General features: G+C 50.6%; 12 protein-coding genes. 6 read left to right on the top strand and 6 right to left on the bottom strand.

Going from position 1 to position 16,157, the window contains the following annotated elements; translation table 11 throughout:
• Position 1 precedes the first annotated feature (1 nt).
• The 3 genes from ACOOFE_RS22995 (at position 2) to ACOOFE_RS23005 (ending at position 3,323) form a co-directional block, all read left to right on the top strand.
• Positions 2-1,189, top strand: a complete 1,188-nt coding sequence (locus ACOOFE_RS22995; protein ID WP_420412208.1) for a Gfo/Idh/MocA family protein — start codon at positions 2-4, stop codon at positions 1,187-1,189.
• An 83-nt stretch (positions 1,190-1,272) separates the two neighbouring features.
• On the top strand, positions 1,273-2,259 hold the full coding sequence (locus ACOOFE_RS23000) for an aldose 1-epimerase family protein (protein ID WP_420412209.1): 987 nt from the start codon (positions 1,273-1,275) through the stop codon (positions 2,257-2,259).
• A gap of 71 nt (positions 2,260-2,330) precedes the next feature.
• On the top strand, positions 2,331-3,323 hold the full coding sequence (locus tag ACOOFE_RS23005; protein ID WP_420412210.1) for a LacI family DNA-binding transcriptional regulator: 993 nt from the start codon (positions 2,331-2,333) through the stop codon (positions 3,321-3,323).
• Positions 3,324-3,885: 562 nt separating this feature from the next.
• Here the strand turns inward: ACOOFE_RS23005 and ACOOFE_RS23010 are convergent.
• The gene (locus ACOOFE_RS23010) at positions 3,886-4,743 is read right to left on the bottom strand and encodes a hypothetical protein (protein WP_420412211.1); all 858 of its coding nucleotides are present in this window, start codon (positions 4,741-4,743) and stop codon (positions 3,886-3,888) included.
• Positions 4,744-6,178: 1,435 nt separating this feature from the next.
• Here ACOOFE_RS23010 and ACOOFE_RS23015 point away from each other — a divergent pair.
• Entirely contained in the window at positions 6,179-6,589 is a 411-nt protein-coding gene (locus ACOOFE_RS23015) for a hypothetical protein (protein WP_420412212.1), read from the top strand.
• Positions 6,590-7,568: 979 nt separating this feature from the next.
• Positions 7,569-7,763: a hypothetical protein gene (locus ACOOFE_RS23020; RefSeq protein WP_420412213.1), complete on the top strand. Its 195-nt coding sequence runs from the start codon at positions 7,569-7,571 to the stop codon at positions 7,761-7,763.
• Between the two features lie 477 nt (positions 7,764-8,240).
• On the opposite strand, the gene ACOOFE_RS23025 is transcribed toward ACOOFE_RS23020, so the two are convergent.
• On the bottom strand, positions 8,241-8,732 hold the full coding sequence (locus ACOOFE_RS23025) for an antirestriction protein ArdA (RefSeq protein WP_420412214.1): 492 nt from the start codon (positions 8,730-8,732) through the stop codon (positions 8,241-8,243).
• Positions 8,733-9,158: 426 nt separating this feature from the next.
• On the opposite strand from ACOOFE_RS23025, the gene ACOOFE_RS23030 reads away from it, so the two are divergent.
• Positions 9,159-10,352, top strand: coding sequence for a Fic family protein (locus tag ACOOFE_RS23030; protein ID WP_420412215.1), 1,194 nt, complete (start codon positions 9,159-9,161; stop codon positions 10,350-10,352).
• A gap of 169 nt (positions 10,353-10,521) precedes the next feature.
• Here ACOOFE_RS23030 and ACOOFE_RS23035 read toward each other — a convergent pair whose 3' ends face one another.
• The 4 genes from ACOOFE_RS23035 to ACOOFE_RS23050 all read right to left on the bottom strand — a co-directional run bounded on the left by ACOOFE_RS23035 (position 10,522) and on the right by ACOOFE_RS23050 (position 16,052).
• The gene (locus ACOOFE_RS23035; RefSeq protein WP_420412216.1) at positions 10,522-11,562 is read right to left on the bottom strand and encodes a class I SAM-dependent methyltransferase; all 1,041 of its coding nucleotides are present in this window, start codon (positions 11,560-11,562) and stop codon (positions 10,522-10,524) included.
• 234 nt (positions 11,563-11,796) lie between these two features.
• Positions 11,797-14,250, bottom strand: coding sequence for a hypothetical protein (locus tag ACOOFE_RS23040; protein ID WP_420412217.1), 2,454 nt, complete (start codon positions 14,248-14,250; stop codon positions 11,797-11,799).
• A 21-nt stretch (positions 14,251-14,271) separates the two neighbouring features.
• Positions 14,272-15,525 carry a DGQHR domain-containing protein gene (locus ACOOFE_RS23045; RefSeq protein WP_420412218.1) on the bottom strand — a complete coding sequence of 418 codons (1,254 nt, stop codon included), beginning with the start codon at positions 15,523-15,525 and terminating at the stop codon, positions 14,272-14,274.
• On the bottom strand, positions 15,522-16,052 hold the full coding sequence (locus ACOOFE_RS23050; protein ID WP_420412219.1) for a hypothetical protein: 531 nt from the start codon (positions 16,050-16,052) through the stop codon (positions 15,522-15,524). The genes ACOOFE_RS23045 and ACOOFE_RS23050 overlap by 4 nt, the downstream gene beginning before the upstream one ends.
• Between the last annotated feature and the right edge of the window lie 105 nt (positions 16,053-16,157).

The raw sequence follows: 16,157 nt of genomic DNA on the forward strand, positions 1-16,157 counted from the left end.
GATGGCAATTGAATCCTTTGGAACAGAACGGGCGGCGCGCAAGCTCCGCCTGGGCATGGTCGGCGGCGGCCGCGGCGCGTTTATCGGCGCCGTTCACCGCATGGCTGCACGCCTTGATGACAAATGGGACATCGTGGCAGGCGCGCTTTCCGCAAATCCGGACAATGCCAAACTGTCCGGTCAGGATCTCGGCCTGAGTGACGACCGGATCTACACCAGTTGGGAAGACATGGCCGAAAAGGAAGCGGCCCGGGAAAACGGGATCGACGCCGTCTCGATCGTCACCCCCAACCAATTGCACTTTGGCCCTGCAAAAGCATTTTTAGAGCGCGGCATTAATGTGATCTGCGACAAGCCGATGACGCTTGATCTGGAAGAGGCCAAGGAGCTGGTGAAGATCGCCCGGGCGTCGGAGTGCCAGTTCGTACTGACCCAGAACAACACCGGCTATCCGCTTGTCCGGCAGGCCCGGGCGATGGTCGCGGACGGCACCTTGGGAACCATTCAAGTTGTCCGTACCTCTTATGTACAGGATTGGCTAACGACTGCTCTGGACCAGGAAGGACAGAAGCAGGCAGCCTGGCGGACCGATCCTAAACAGGCAGGTGCCGGCGGTTCAATCGGTGACATCGGCGTTCACGCCTTCAATCTGGCCTCCTTTATAACGGGCCTGGAACTGGATGAAGTGTGCGCCGACTTGCGGTCCTATGTCCCCAACCGACAGCTGGACGACAATGCCAACGTGCTTCTGCGCTACCAGGGCGGTGCCAGTGGCACCCTTTGGACCAGCCAGGTCGCTCCAGGCAACTACAACAGACTGTCTATCGAGGTCTACGGTACGAAGGGCGGCATTCAATGGGTTGGTGAGGATAACGACAACCTCTACTATACACCCCTTGGAGAGCCGACCCGGTGCATCACGCGCGGTGGCCCGGGCGCAATGGACGTCGCCAATGCGGCGACCCGGATGCCCCCCCGCCATCCGGAAGGCTACATTGAAGGTTTCGGCAATCTTTATTCCAATGCGGCCGAGATGATTTGGGCCCAGCGGGAAGGCCGCGAGCCGGACCGTTTTGCCACAGATCTGCCAACGGTCGAGGATGGAGCTAGAGGGCTCGCCTTCATCGAAGCATGCGTTCGCTCCAGCCAAAACGGAGCGAGCTGGGAAAAAGTGAGCTGGGGCGCATAACCCCAAATCGCGGCGGCTGGCCTTTAGGTAACGCACATCCTACAGCCGCCGCGAAACCGCTTTATTGAGAGCAGGATTTTGGGATGGACCAGCAAAGTCAAATTCAATTGCGGCGGCGCAGTGTTTTGCTCCGCGGTCTTGCCGACATCCGCCTGGTAACCGTAAACGACGGCCCAGCTGCCGGCGGACGCCTTTTGGAACTGCGCAGTCCGTCCGGCGTTGCCATGGATATCGCGCTGGACCGGGGCGGCGATATCCTCCGCCTGTCCTTTCGCGGGCAGGAACTGGGTTGGCACAGCGCAAACTCTGCCCCGGCACCCTGGCCGCAACTTGACACTGAGAAGGGCCTCGGCTTCCTGCGCGGATTTGACGGTTTTCTAGTGACTTGCGGCTTGGATCACCATGGCGTTGCAACGGAGACCTCAGCGGCCGATGCGCTGTATCCGCTTCGAAAAGTGAATGCCCACCCCCTGCATGGCCGCATCATGGCCTGCAAGGCCGAACTCATTACAAAACACATCAAGTGGGACGACGACCTGATTGAGGTTGTCCTTGTGGTCAGGCAAACCTCCGTTTTCGGCGAAGTATTGGAACTGGAACGGAAAATCTCAGTTGGCCTGTCCCGGCCAGAAATATCAATCTCGGATCGGGTCACCAATAGAGGATATAGACCTACTCGGCACGGCATTCTGTACCACTTTAACATCGGCTATCCGCTTCTGGACCGGAGTGCAAAACTTGTAGGGGAGACTTGGGATTTTCAGCATTTTCTGGACAATGGATCCGCTGTTCCCTCAGACGATCACGTGGAGATCGTTAATGCCGGGGTCTCGCCAGATCCAACCGAAAACGGCCTGTCAGTCATTGGTATTGAAAATGAACTAATAAAGACCCGGTTGCTGCTGAAATTCGATGCCGCCCAGCTTCCTGTCACCGCTTTGTGGAGGGCCTTTCAATCCGGTGTTTTTGCTTTGGGCCTGGAACCTCAAACAAGTTTACAAGCAGATGCCCCTCTTTCTGCCGGTGAAACCAGAAAATATGACCTGGAGCTGGTGTTGGAGGATGTTTAAACACGGACTAAGAATTGAAGCCGTTCAGACATTATATGATTTAGTCGAGTAAACCTCGGGATCGATCCAAAATGAAAAAAGGTCACGCCTCTCCATCAATCAAGGATGTTGCCAAACACGCCGGTGTATCGATTTCCAGCGTTTCGAGGGTCATCAATGATCGCTCCGGAACGGTATCCAGCGAAACACGCCGGCGGGTTCAAGAGGCAATTGACGAGCTCGGCTATCGGCCCAACCGGGCGGGACGCGCGCTTCGAGGACAAGCCAATGACACCTACGCGTTGGTAATCTCAAACATTCACAACAACTTCTACGCTGCCGTTGCTTGGGAAATTGAACGGATCCTGAATGACCGGGGCCAGGCCTTGCTCATGTTCAATTCCAATGAGGATGTAGCCTTGCAAGACAGGGCATTGGAAGACATGCGCTCCCGTCAAGTTGCCGGGATTTTTATGCTCTGCGCGCTGGAGAGCGACAAGCTCACAGAAGCCAATGATGACTTTCCAGTGATCTTCATTAACCGCCGTGTGACATCCATGCCGGATGTGCCATTCGTCGGGATCGACGATTATTCTGCAGCGCGGGAAATTACTTCATCTATGCTGCGCATGTATGGACACAGTGCAGCTTTCATCCATGGCCCGCAATCGTCGGATACGAGTTCCAGGCGCTTGAAAGGCATGATGGACGCATGCGCAGATCATGGCAAAACCATCGATGCCAACGATGTTCGCGAAGCGAGCCTCTCTATGGAAAGTGGATACGAAACCGCCGTCGAGATGCTGTCCCAGAAGCGGTACTCTGCAATCGTTTGCGGCAATGATCAGATTGCCTACGGCGTTTACCGCAGGTGCAGAGAACTGGGGCTGTCCGTCCCCGAAGACGTTGCGATTTTCGGGTTCGATGATAATCCCATGAACCAATGGCTGGCCCCATGGCTCAATACGGTGCGTGTTCCTCACGTCCAGCTCGCCTTATCCGCGCTTGACCAGATGGAAATCGTTCAGGGCGGTGAAACCGGCCGGAATATAGTCCTGCCCTATGACCTCGTCTTGAAGGGTTAGTTGCTTCTTCTATCTTGCAGCGCAGGAAGAGTAGCTTCGATCCGACCAACACCATTTACAAACTCGCTCCATTATGGCTAGAGCGAACGCATGGCCTATACAAGTGTGGCGCCGTAATTCTTCGGGTTCGACAATGGAACCCAATCCATCACGCGAAAGGCGTTCAACGACATCCAGTTGGCGCTGACTTGTTCTGGACGCAGCGGACTGCAAGTGGCGCCTGGACCACGCCTAGGGTGTTTTAACGCGTGTCTTCAAAGTGAAGAGGGAACGCTACTCGGCGACAACATCAGCACCTGCTTTAAGCCGTGTATAATGTTAAACTTTAAGGTCTGAACGTTCCTCGCAACTGATCATTGTGTAGCGTGCAGCGAAGGTCTGCTTCCCGCCTAATCAGGGAATTCGTTCCATCTTAGAAGAATGTCCCCTTTGAAGCTTTGGCTCTAGCACGGCGAACGGCCAGAATGGAGGCGCATTGTTGCCGTTCAGAACAAGCACAGCGAAGACCGTCGGAAATGCGGGCCTTCTCGCAGCAAAAAAGATAACCCTAGCCTCCGCAAAATCAGTTCAATCCGTTCAAGTAACCTGATGCAGAACCGGTTCCGGACATGGAGAAAGAGACGCCGTTATCGCGCTCTCTGCTGTTTGACGGCTTCCGGGCTCTGTTCCTCAGAGCCTCTGCTGTAATGGAGACCCCAACCTCAAGATTTGAATGGTGTTCACCAAGACTTGGATCAATCAAGCCATGTTGGTAACGGTCGACAAGCGATTCAGGGAGATCAACCAGCCAGAAGTTTTCATCAGAATGGAAAGACAGAAGGATCGTATATGGTTCAATCCCGTGTTCCTTGATCATCGCCTCAATTAGAACCATGCCGTCATCAGATGAAAGGCCTACCTCCTCGCAAATGGCTTCGGGTGCAGCTGTGTATCTGTAAGCGGGTGGCGCCCTGCGCGGCAATCGAAAGAACAATGGTGGCTTTTCAAGCAGGCGGGGGCAGAGTGCACCAATTTTTTCAACGAAGATTTTTCCGACGCCGAAATCGTCGCCAAGAAAGGCAATCATGTGTTCAACTGATTTGAAGGCAATATGTTCGTGCCCAGCGAATTCAGCGGAATTGGCATCACCGACCCAAACGTCGTTCTGGTAATCAACGTCCAAAAGCGTGAATTCACATCCGGTGATCCCGATGCTGAAATTCCATTGGTGCTCAAAAAGACGATTTAAGTCTCCCGGATTGCGCATTAGGATCTTGATCCCAATGACGCCAAATGGCGCTTCGCGTGAGATCATTTTTTGCACGGCGCCGTCTTGAATATCAAAAATTGTCGAGGTGTTCCGCAAGTCGATGAGATGAGACTGGAACTCTGCGCCTATCGTATCAATCAGTCTTTCAACACGGCCCTTGCTTGGTGACACATCAGTCTCCGGTCTCTGTTTGGTCACTTATTCTACCAATCCAATATATGTCATCTGCGCATTGTCAGAAACGCCCTGCTTTCAAAAAAGCGCCTCTGAAGAGGATTGGAGGGTCCAACGCATCCGACCTTCATCCGGCCCACAATGAACGGCTATTCCGGGCCCAACTTGTGAATTCAATCCGTCTGCGGTGAATGACGGCTTTCGGGAGCAACGAAAACCCTAAACACGTCCGATATGGCGGCGCAAAACGTACCACCAGTTATCAGAAAAGCAGACAATTCTTAGTGCGAACTAGCGTCCGTAACAGCGTCTCTTGAAAGAGCTATTCCTTGACTCCGAGAAACTCTGCTCAGGCGCGGGTCCTGTCGGAGCATTTATTGTCCTGCGGGTTTATTCGCCCCCCCGGGTCTCAATGACACGCGGTGTTTTTGAAAACGTGTCATCTTCATGTCTATTATCATGTTTCGCTGAGACGATAGCAGGGAAGATGACAGGCCATTACGAGCGCTAACAGTTTTGGCTCTGATAAATGCCTTTGAATTTGCCAATCAAAGACGGCTTCAGACGGCTCTGACGGGCATTTTTCTTTTCTGGGATAGGAAAGGAAAAGCCCGGAACGGCAACAGTTGTAACGCACAAGAACACTTGGCACTTAGGGCTTATCCGGGAATAAGTGGGATTGATCGGTATTTGGCGGAATTCTGGCGTTTACACTGGCATTTTATGAGTACCGCCGCGCAACTTCATTTGGCACGAAATCGCAGGAAGGCCTGTTGCGTAGTTTGTGCCATTTGAAATTACCTAATCAAAACAAAAGCAGCGCAACTTCAAGGAGGGAACGTTTATCAACCATGTTCTGCGCGTTCACACCTGGCAAAGAATGACTAACTTCTGCCGATAGTAAGATGTTCACCTCCCCTTCCCTTCAGCTGAGGTGGGAACACAGGGAACCAAACATTCCATATGATACGTTATGCGAATCCATCACCTGAACTAGATTTCCCAAGATGAGGATGAATGGCAGCTGAGCGGACAAAGCGGACCTAGTATCAAAGTTCATACTTGTTGGTAATGTGTCTAATTGATATCGTTATACTGCGCCGTAGCTCATGGGAGCTCCACCTTCAAAGAGCTCTAAATGCTCCATAAAAGCGGACGGGCGCGTTCGATTCGCGCGCGGTGTACAGTTTTGTATTTTGAACTCAATAGAACTCGGGCCCGCTGGGCATTTTAGCAACTGCTAGGGCAAGCAAACCACTTTCTCATAACAGTGCTTGTGGGACTAGAAGGTGTTCGATCTGGCAATACCGAACTTAGAGACGAATTTCGAACGTCATAGAATCCAAGAGACGTAACCCGATCTGCAGATAGAAGCAGAGTTTTTGTATAAGACCTTGCGCTTGTTCGTTCGGTAGATGCTTTGGACACCTATATGATGCTCTCAGTGAGAAAGCCTCGCGCGCTTACAAGTGAACACTTTATCTCTGCAATGAACGGAACCGGTCGAAGCGTAGCCAAAAGACTCGCAGTCTTTGACGCACATCTTGAGTCTCTGGATTCGCGAACAAAATCTGCACTCGATATCGCAATTGAGTGGCGGAATCGGCGTGTGCACTCGCTTGCAAAAGACAAGGTAGATGAACCTACCAAAAAATTCTTGCGAACCCAGGAAGAACATTTTTCGGCTGGATACAGTGGGCTTGATATTAAGGAAATGCTCTCACGATTTGAATCAGGTGAAGCTCCAACCTTCAAGGAAGCTGCCGCTGTAGTTCGCCTTTGCCATGAAGCGGTTGAGCACTACGATGGGTATCTTTTGAAGCAAATCGATATTGAAGCTTAATTGAAATCTTCGTTGCTGCGTTTTTTCGGCGAAGATAGCACGACTTAGGCCGTCACAATTCGGAAAACATGGGTCACCCAAGTAAAAAGCAGGAGAAGATTAAACGACTTCTTAGGATGGTTGGAGTGAACCAGACACCAGTTCTGAAAGGCCGTGAAGTACCATTGGAATTTATTGAGGAACTATATGCATTGAACCCAGAGGCTGTCGGCGAGTTTCTCAGAGCTTGAGTTGTCTGCAGATGGGCTCAAAGCGGCCATTTGTGCCTCTGAGATAAGCGGCCTAGGCAGACAACTCGATTGCTGTACGCTCCGGCAAAAAAAGGCATTCCACAACGTACATTATGCGTTTTTTGGAGCTGCGATAGACCCGGCCTACTTTTCGCAAATTTGGTGGATCTCCGATCAGATGCTTCTTCCGCGAGCTCAGCCCCCAAAAATGTCAGCATTATTGTTCATGTTATACATACTAAGTACAGGGACTGACCATGATGTAGGATCTGCTGACATCACTTTGATTGTTTGCCATGATTACCTCCTTTGGTTCGCTTTGGCTTGTCTACGCCGCTCCTATCGATCCGAACGGATGAGGGCTTGCGGTCATGTCCAACACGGGTGAGCGGCAAAGCGAACTGGCGCGGGCAGGCACTTAACGGCAGCCCACGTTTGGATCAGGGCGAATAACCGTAAAAGACAAGCTTCAGCCGTATCCAAAGGCACATCACTGGCTCTTTAGATACCGCCCTTTCCAATCCATTTAAAAACGCTCCCGCATCGCTGCACTGAGCCGCACTTCACGCGGGTCTATGGCATTTCAGGTCTGGCATGGCTGCCCGGCTTGATAACAAGGATGGCTAACCGCCTTCCTGCTCCACTTTTGATGTTGCGCCCCTGATGGGTGTTTTCGCCGCGCGCTCATGCGCCTCCCGATGCGCAAGACGACCCGAGTGGTCCGGGTCAGAAGCAAAACGGAGGTTTTCATGAGAAATTTAATTGGAACAAACGCCCTTCAACGGCTGCGCGACTATGAGCTTATTGGATTGCAAAAACTGCTGTTTCGAGCGCTGAACTGCCCTGAAACGAGGGGCTCAGAACTACCTGCGATCCGCGCCACACTCGCTGTCATCGAGGCTGAGTTGGCGCGGCGCTCTTGTCACCTAGTTCCGTGTTTCTAGCGGAGCCGGCAAATGGCATTGTTCAAAACCAATCTCAAAGCAGGCTGAGCTGCGACGGCAAGAAATCCAGTTCCTGCAGATGGATGAAGTCATTCAGCAGGTGGGCGAAATTCAAGCGCATGGCGACGTGCACGCCATCGCAAATTCTGGGACTGGCCTCAGGTTGATGGTTTTTCTGTAGGCCAATAGGTTCCTTACCGCCCTGCGATAACCGCTGATGTCCCTGCGCAGATCTTCCACGATGACAGCGCGAATTTTCGATAGCGCTGCTGTGCGTTTTGGTTCGGGCAATCTGTGCGCTGCGTCGATTTCTGCTGCCCTGTATCCGCGCATTCCGAAATGCTCTGCATAAGCACTGATTTGCTTCAAAGTGAGTCGTTTACCGCTGAGCAGATAATATCAAGGATGTCCTGCGCAATAGCCACCGCACTCCAATTCAGTTTCCAAGGTTTCTGTCTGTGTCATGATCCCCTCCCTTTACGCGCAGCGATAGATGAGGGTTTCACCAGTGATCACCGTTTCGATGTAGTCCGCCGAAAGATCACGGGCGATAGCATCATAATAGAGGTAGTATTGCAGGCGTTCGGGGATCTCACCGAACAGACCTTCTTCGACAAACTGCTCGGCCAGCTCGCGCATGCTAGACACATAGTAGATGTCAAGATCCACGGCGCCTATATGGCTAAGAACACGCTCGATGTCGTAGCCGCATTCACCCACGGCCAAGATCACCGTTTTCTTTTCGTCTTCTTCCAGTTCATCAACGGCGCTGAAATAGCTTTTCAGATTGGCCTGATTGATCCCGTAGGCCTTGGCGAGTTCGCAATCGATGAATTGAATTTCGAATTCTTCAACGGGCTGCCCGTAGCTGTTTGCGGCCTTGGCTGCTTGTTTCTGATAGCTCTCAAAATCTTCAAAACAAAAGCCATTCGCTGAAATGTCGTAGGGCTGAGCAAAGAGATAGGTCATCAATGATTCCTCCAAATTAGAAGTGGGTTGTTCATGCAACCCTGCTTCCGGCCGAGGATGGTGATGCGAGGGGACAAGGAAAATCGATGCTGGGTGGTGCGGGCGCAAGGCACTGAGCCACGACCAGTGTCTATTTTCCTTGTGGGGAGAAAGAGGCAAAGCTTTTTGGCTTCCCCGATATAAAGGAAAGCGCTGCCAAGCTGCTCAAGGATCATGCGTCAGGGATGGAAACCGAATGGCCGAGACTACAGGCTCGGTTTACGACAGCTCGCCCGGACGCTTCACCTAAATAGCGGTCATTAAACCGGCCAAAATAGCGGACAAAATATCGGCTCATATTTCGTGACAAGTTCTATAAATATATGCATTATATAGTGAAATTAAAAAGAATAAGCGGCCAATAAAGCGGCCAAAATTGAGGAAGTGATGACAATAAGAGATGATGGGGAGACAATAGGATTATTCGAGCCATTGATGGTGAGCGAGGGATCGGGTCACCGATCAAAGCTCAACGATCTTGCTCTCGAACTGGCTGAACGCACCGCTGCCTTTCGCAGCAGCCTTCCTGCTTCCACAGCTTCTGCCCTGGCCGATCTGATCCGCTCGATGAATTGCTATTACAGCAATCTGATTGAAGGGCATAATACACATCCTGTCGACATCGAGCGTGCATTGCAGGACGATTACAGTGCCGATCCTCAAAAGCGGGATTTACAGCTTGAAGCCAAGGCTCATATCGAGGTCCAGAAATGGATTGATGAAAACGGCCTTGAAGACCCTCCAACTGCACCGGCAAGCCTTTTAGAAATCCATCGCCGCTTTTGCGAACTTTTGCCCGAAGATCTGCTTCTTGTTGAAAATCCGGACACAGGCGAGCGGCTGCGTGTAGTGCCAGGGGCGCTGCGAGAAAGCGACGTGCGGGTTGGTCGACATTTTGCAAACAGCCCCGGCTCGGTTCCGCGTTTCCTGGATCGCCTGCATGATGCGTATCGCAGAGCGGGCAAGATTGAAGCGATATTGGCAGCAGCTTGCGCACATCATCGTATGCTATGGGTGCACCCTTTCCTTGATGGCAATGGCCGCGTTGCGCGTTTGATGTCCTATGCCATGCTGCGCCAGACACTCAACACGGGCGGCTTGTGGTCGATTGCACGAGGGCTGGCACGCAATGAAACTGCCTACAAAAAATACTTACAGGCTTGTGATGAGCCGCGCCGTGGTGATCGTGATGGGCGGGGCAGCTTGAGCGAAAGTGCCCTTGCCAACTTCACCGAATTCTTTCTGAAAATCTGCATCGATCAGATCGAATTCATGGAAGGATTGATGAAGCCGGATCGTCTGCGTGACCGGATTATGATTTGGGCGGAGGAAGAAATTCGGGCAGGAAGCTTGCCGGCCAAATCCGATTTGGTGCTCAAGGCCATACTCTTTCAGGGTGAATTGAGCCGCAGCGAGGTGGCCGAAATGTTGGGAGCTAGTGATCGCACCGCCCGCCGCATCACATCTGAGCTAATCAAGTCCGGCGCTCTAAAATCAGAAAGCAGCCGCGCCCCACTCCTGCTCGCCTTCCCGGCGAAACTTGCTGGGCGATGGATGCCTGGCTTGTTTCCAGAGGATTGAGGAAATTTGGATTATCAACCAAAAAACATAAATGTCTGCGAGTTCAATCACACTGAACTGTTCGCTTATTGCCATCGTTTTTTAGGATGACTTTATCTCGTTTTGGAGCAACATCGAACACTACCTCGAAAAACTCAACTTCACGCTATATAAAGGCACACCATACCTTTTATTTATTAGCGCTTAACTCGAACACCTTCCAGCTTACTTCGGGTCGGCCCAAAATATCGTCAAAGTCTCCGCGCGGGATTACATTAAAACCAGCATCTTTTGCCAATAGGGCAAATTCACTTGGATCAACTCGGTGCATGTCACGTTCAGGGTCTGCTGGTCCCAAACGTAGGGAGACTATTACCGCTCCGGTAGGTGATATGATTTCCTTTAAGCGCTGCAGCGACGCCGCACGATCCGTTGGCGCGATGTGCATCCAAACAGCATTCACAAGCACAAAATCAAACTGATCCTTCTGGATCATTGGATGGTCTAGTCGCGGAAGACCCGCTGCCACCCATGCAATTTTATCGCTCGGATGCAGCTCCTTCGCGATTTTGCGCATCGCTTCTGAGGGTTCAACAGCGGTGACCGAATGACCATGCTTAGCTAACCAAGCGGCATCGCGGCCTGTTCCGGCCCCTATGTCCGCGATTTTAAGGTCACCTTTCGACAGCTGATTAACCAGAAAGGGATATGCTTTCTCGAAAGCCACGGCCTCATAGCGATCAGCAAGTGTAGCGGCATGACGTTCGTAGAACTCGATAGCGGTCGGCGTTTGCCTCATATCATTCGATCCAAGACGATCATACCAATAGCCTACCAGTAAGATTGCACTGCATGCGGAGGCCCAAAAAAGCATAATCGAGAACAAAGATCGAACAGTTTTGTCTTTGTTGCAGAACTTTTCTAACCTTCCTGTGGCATTCGAGTTTGCACTTGCGTCGACGAAGGAAGATTCATCAGCTTCTTTTAGCCAAGCAAGATAGCATCCCATGACATGGCGAAATCGAAAAAGAACCGCCAAAAAAATTAAGTTTCCCAATGTTGCTGTGCTCAGCAATGCAGTGACAAGGAGTGGGTTCTCAGTAATACGCGATACACCAAACCATAGACCTCCAGTCAAAGTCATTGCGAGTACGGGAATTTGCCACATGATTTGGTTGAGCGATCGGAAATGCAGATAGTTCTGTTGGTAGGCTTCGCTATGAAGTGACATTGGCTAAACTCCCAAACAAAATCTTGGAATGTGGCGGCTGATCATTGCAACGAATACAATTGAGGAATGATGCGAAACTAGAGGTAAAAGTTTTTGAATCGCATCGTTTACCTACACTCTCGCAATCAAAAACTGAATGCTGATTAAACTGCTAAGCTAGGAAGATTGAATACAAAATCATTTCAAGGTTACTTAGAAACGCTATTGCTCCAATAGACACAAAACCTAGTTGTTTCAGGCCTCCAATGCGCTGATCAATTCTTGAGTGTCGAAGCTAAGGAGAAACTGAGCGTAAGCATTGGTAAAGAGATCAGAGATGTACTCAGTGATCTCGATTGACGCGTTGTCGGAACCTTCGTCCTCACGCTGAATAACGTATTTTCGATTGCTAGTGATCGCATACAAAAACAGAGTGTGGAAGTACACTGCCGAAAAATATCGCTTTTCCGCAACTGATATTGCTTCTGCGGTTTTCAAACCGCTGCGATAATTCAAAAGCGCTGTGCTATCCATGTTGACATAAACCACGCTCAAGCCGTTTTCATCGGCAAGTGGATGAACAACTGTTTCGTGCGACATGTCGATACCGTTTTCATCCAGCTTTTCCCACGTCATCACATTGGTTTGGTCTGCCTCCCGAGGCTCTTTGTAGACCATTACAGGTTCTGGCAGGCCAAGGCGGTCATCAGGGGTATCCCCGCCGGGATCTTTCGATGGCTTCCTATTTTCAGGGTCCGTGACCTTCACCACGAACACCTGTTGCAACGCGCCGGCCGGCTGGGATAACTCTGCGCGCAGGGTGACGGCATCCCCGACTGTGAGTTCTTCGGTGGCGTTGATGTGCACGCGAATAGTTCCCGATGACGGGCTCGATTTGACGACATTAAGGACTGACTTGATATCTGTTAGTCTACCTGGCTTGTCGCCACCATTATTATCCGATGGTTCCGGCCCCAAGACCGCGATACGCAACTCGCCGGGCTCCGACACGCGATCGAAATAGTGATCCTCGACATCAGTTGAGAACCGTATGGTCTTGGAGCTGCCGGCAGGGAGCATTACCAAGGGCAACCCGGACTCATCCTTCGCCTTCACATCGATCTGGAAAGTTGACGGAAACCGTTGAGGGTTAAATTCTGGTTTATCTGGTTTTGGAGTCTCAGTTTTCTTTTTCGTCTCCCCTTTCTGGCGTTTGCCTTCGCGTGGGTCTTCGAGCCGAAAAGTTTGATTGAGCAGCTTCGCCAAATCCTGCTTGAGAGGCAAGTGCCTGGTCATATTGCGCAGAAGGTCTTTCGCGTCATTGCCTTCGATGTTCAAGGACGCTTTACGTGAAGCATTGATTTCCTTCAGCCGTCCACCAGTGAGCAACGCTGCGAGACGCTTGCGTAAATTGCGCGACTCTTCACCACCTTTCAGACGATCACGCGACGCCATGAACAGCTCGTTTCTCACACTAGTCCTGATCCCAGTGCAATCGACATGGATCAGCAGATGATCCTTCAACAAGGGAAACTTCAAGGATCGGGTAATAAACTCCGATGTGAAATGGCCGTGTACTTGGCCATTTATCGAGAAAATGACCGCCATATTGTTCTTGAAGAACTCTCGTTGGATCGTGCTCCGGGTATCCTTCGAAGACCTACCTTCCGCCCGAGCATTGAAGACATAGGAAGTTACCCTGACCGCTCCGATCTCGGCGTCGTTGATTTCGTCCGAAAAATAGGTCTGCACGTAATTGCTGTCGTCTTCTTCCAGCCGCCTTTGGAGACCGAAGAGATCCCGCTCTAGGTTCCGATCGTCCGGATACCTTGCTTTGGTGTCGACCGTCAGGATCGGCAAAGCCGGACGAAAAAGGTACTCGTTCAAGCTCTGATTAAGGTCGCGGGATATGACGGATCGCGAGCCGGATGGAAGATCGTAGGAATAGAGTTTGATGATGCTGCCGGTTCGAAATTTTCGGCTTGCCAGTCCCAGATCGATCTCGCCGATTTTAAAGGAGGGGATACGGTTATCGATAACCAGATACTCATACCACGTATTCTTGCGGGTGATTTCCTCAGATGAAGTCAGTGGATGCCGGCGGACAAGCGTGAATCCAAATTCGGAATCGTTATCGAAGCGCTTCGAGGCAATGAGCTGGTACCGGTGCTTCCCACAGAATGCGACCGCGCCTGCACCACCCATATTGTACTTGCCCTGTACGAAGTGGATTTCGTTCTTGTTGCCACGAAGAAGCGATAGGAATGTATCCGCAAAATCCTCTGGCGCCTGCCCAATCCCGTCATCGTATATGACCAAGGAAGTTTCCATCCGTGGACCGTCAGCCACTATCTGCAACATTTCCGATTGTTGCTTTCGGTGTGCGGAGAGATCCCAGTTTTTATGGTCGGGGAAAAACTGAGCCACGCCTTCCGGAATAGACTTAGGCGCCGTGGAAGATTTAGGGTCGATCCCTTCTTCGCGACACCGCCGCTCCAAGATGGCGTCTATTCCGTTCGTAATTTTTTCGACCAGAGCCGGGATCGGCGAAGCTTGCTGGTTTTCGACAACACCATAGTTGTTTTCGTGCCCGCCATAGGGTTTCCAGTTTGGCGGAGACTCAAGCAGGCTGGCGTCTTCAAGGACGGCATGAACATCGGCCTCAACAGGACAACGAAATAAGCTCCAAAACAAATCCTTTGCGTTCAAAAGTCGCCTCCATGCAACGTCTCAGATGACACGTTCCGGAAGCTTCGCGTCTTCCTGTCCAAGAGCTTTTGAGTATCGTTCTATCAAATCTTTTTCAGAAAATTTTGAACAATTTACCATATGACCTAACACTTCACGTAAAGTTATCTTATGGTTATTTAGTATGGTCTTCGTGTTATTGTCCCACATTAAACCTGCATAAGGCTTGGACCGCAGCTCACGAGGTAATTTGGCTGCGATTTCGATTGATTTCGATATAGTATTTTTCTGAGAGAGGCGAGCAATAATTTCAGCGAATATTTCAATTCCAATTGGCCTGAAAACCGCGCTGCCTCCATGATTACCGCGATACTTTCGAACGACGCTTTCTGTTTCATTTGAATTAAAGAACTCTCCGAGCTCTGAAAAATTTTTACTCAAATCTTCGAAATAATCTTGCGCGAAATCGAAAAAAATCTTCAGCTCTTCCTCAGATGGCCGGCGGTCTTGAAGCGATTTTGGGTTTTGCTTAACTGGTGATTTATGCCTGGAAAAAAGGGAAGTCAAAACATCGTAAAGGTTGCCGATCGTTGTTAGGCTGGCGAAGTTTGTGGCAGGCATGTTATTAGACGCGACGAATGCGATCCTGTCACTTCCAAAGAGATTAGATTCCTCAATAAGACGGCGTACAGTTATTGCCATGACGTCATCTTCGTCCAGTGCGATTATGTCTCCTTTTGAGACTGGTTTTGCTGTTTTGTTCAGTGTCGTGAACAGACGCCTAGTTCGCTGTAGGCCCTTGGTTGTTTTTCTGTGAGCTACAAAAATCACGGATATATCATCGGGAGGATCTTGTTCGAGCCCGGAACTAATTACTTTTTTAATTCCTGCCAAACGGTGTTGTCCGTCGATAGCAAACAAAACTTCTTTTCCAGTGAGGGTCAGAAAGCCTACCGAACTTATTGTTTCTTCGTCCAACTTACCAACAAAGTCTTTGCGAGTTTCACTCTTAAGATCATCAAGGCCGCTCCAGTTCGGCGCACCGCCGTAAGTTGCTATGACGAGTGAGTTGAAAAAGCGCTCCTCCTGTTCTCTAAGGTAAGAAGCAATTTGATCACTCCGCCCTTTCTTGAGCTGCCTCTGAATCATCTCTGACAGCTTTTTGTTCTTATGAATGTCTTCAGCAAATGACACTCTGGTTCCAATATCCGCAATACTCATCAAGCAAGAGTAGTATACCCAATCCCCCATGATGCCACGGAGTGCCGGTAAGATCAGTTCACTCGTTTGGGTCACTGAAAGGCATCCCTTTGTTGCTTTATGTCAGCTTCAAGATCAGCTTTTGACATTGGGGGAAGAAGAGCACCATTCAACTCCTTCTCTATTTTCTTAAGTTGCTCCGAGGATACTTCATTTCCGACAGGTGCAAAGTAAAAGTGGAGCATCGAGTGCCATTCACCGAAGAGTCGCCGGACTCTTGCGGAGCGTTTCATCAGCTTCTTGGCATTGAGGTAGTCTCGGTAACGCGCTCGGATAGATCTGTCTGAATCGTGACCTGCGATACCGACGTACATGACATATCTATGGCACGGAAGCACTTGGCTCTCTTGGCAGATGCAGAATGCGTACACGCCTCTGCTGTCATCAGGCACTTTTTCAAGCTGATCATGCCCATACGGGATATGATCCCATTCGAGGCTTTCAATACAGAACGGATCCTTCGACATGAGTTCGGGCGATAAAACAAATCGCACTTCGAACCTAGCAATATTTGCGGCGGCGGTCGCTGCGAAGTCTTCTAATTCGCTTAAGTCGGCTACCACAGTCTCAGCTCCGTTAGCTCCCTTAGTGGGTATGGTTCTCTGAGCAGCCTATGATTTTGAAAATACTCAAAAAACTTCACATTTAGGTTTTAGATGCGGCCAAGG

It is taken from the genome of Roseibium sp. (assembly GCF_965216085.1).
Classification (GTDB): domain Bacteria; phylum Pseudomonadota; class Alphaproteobacteria; order Rhizobiales; family Stappiaceae; genus Roseibium.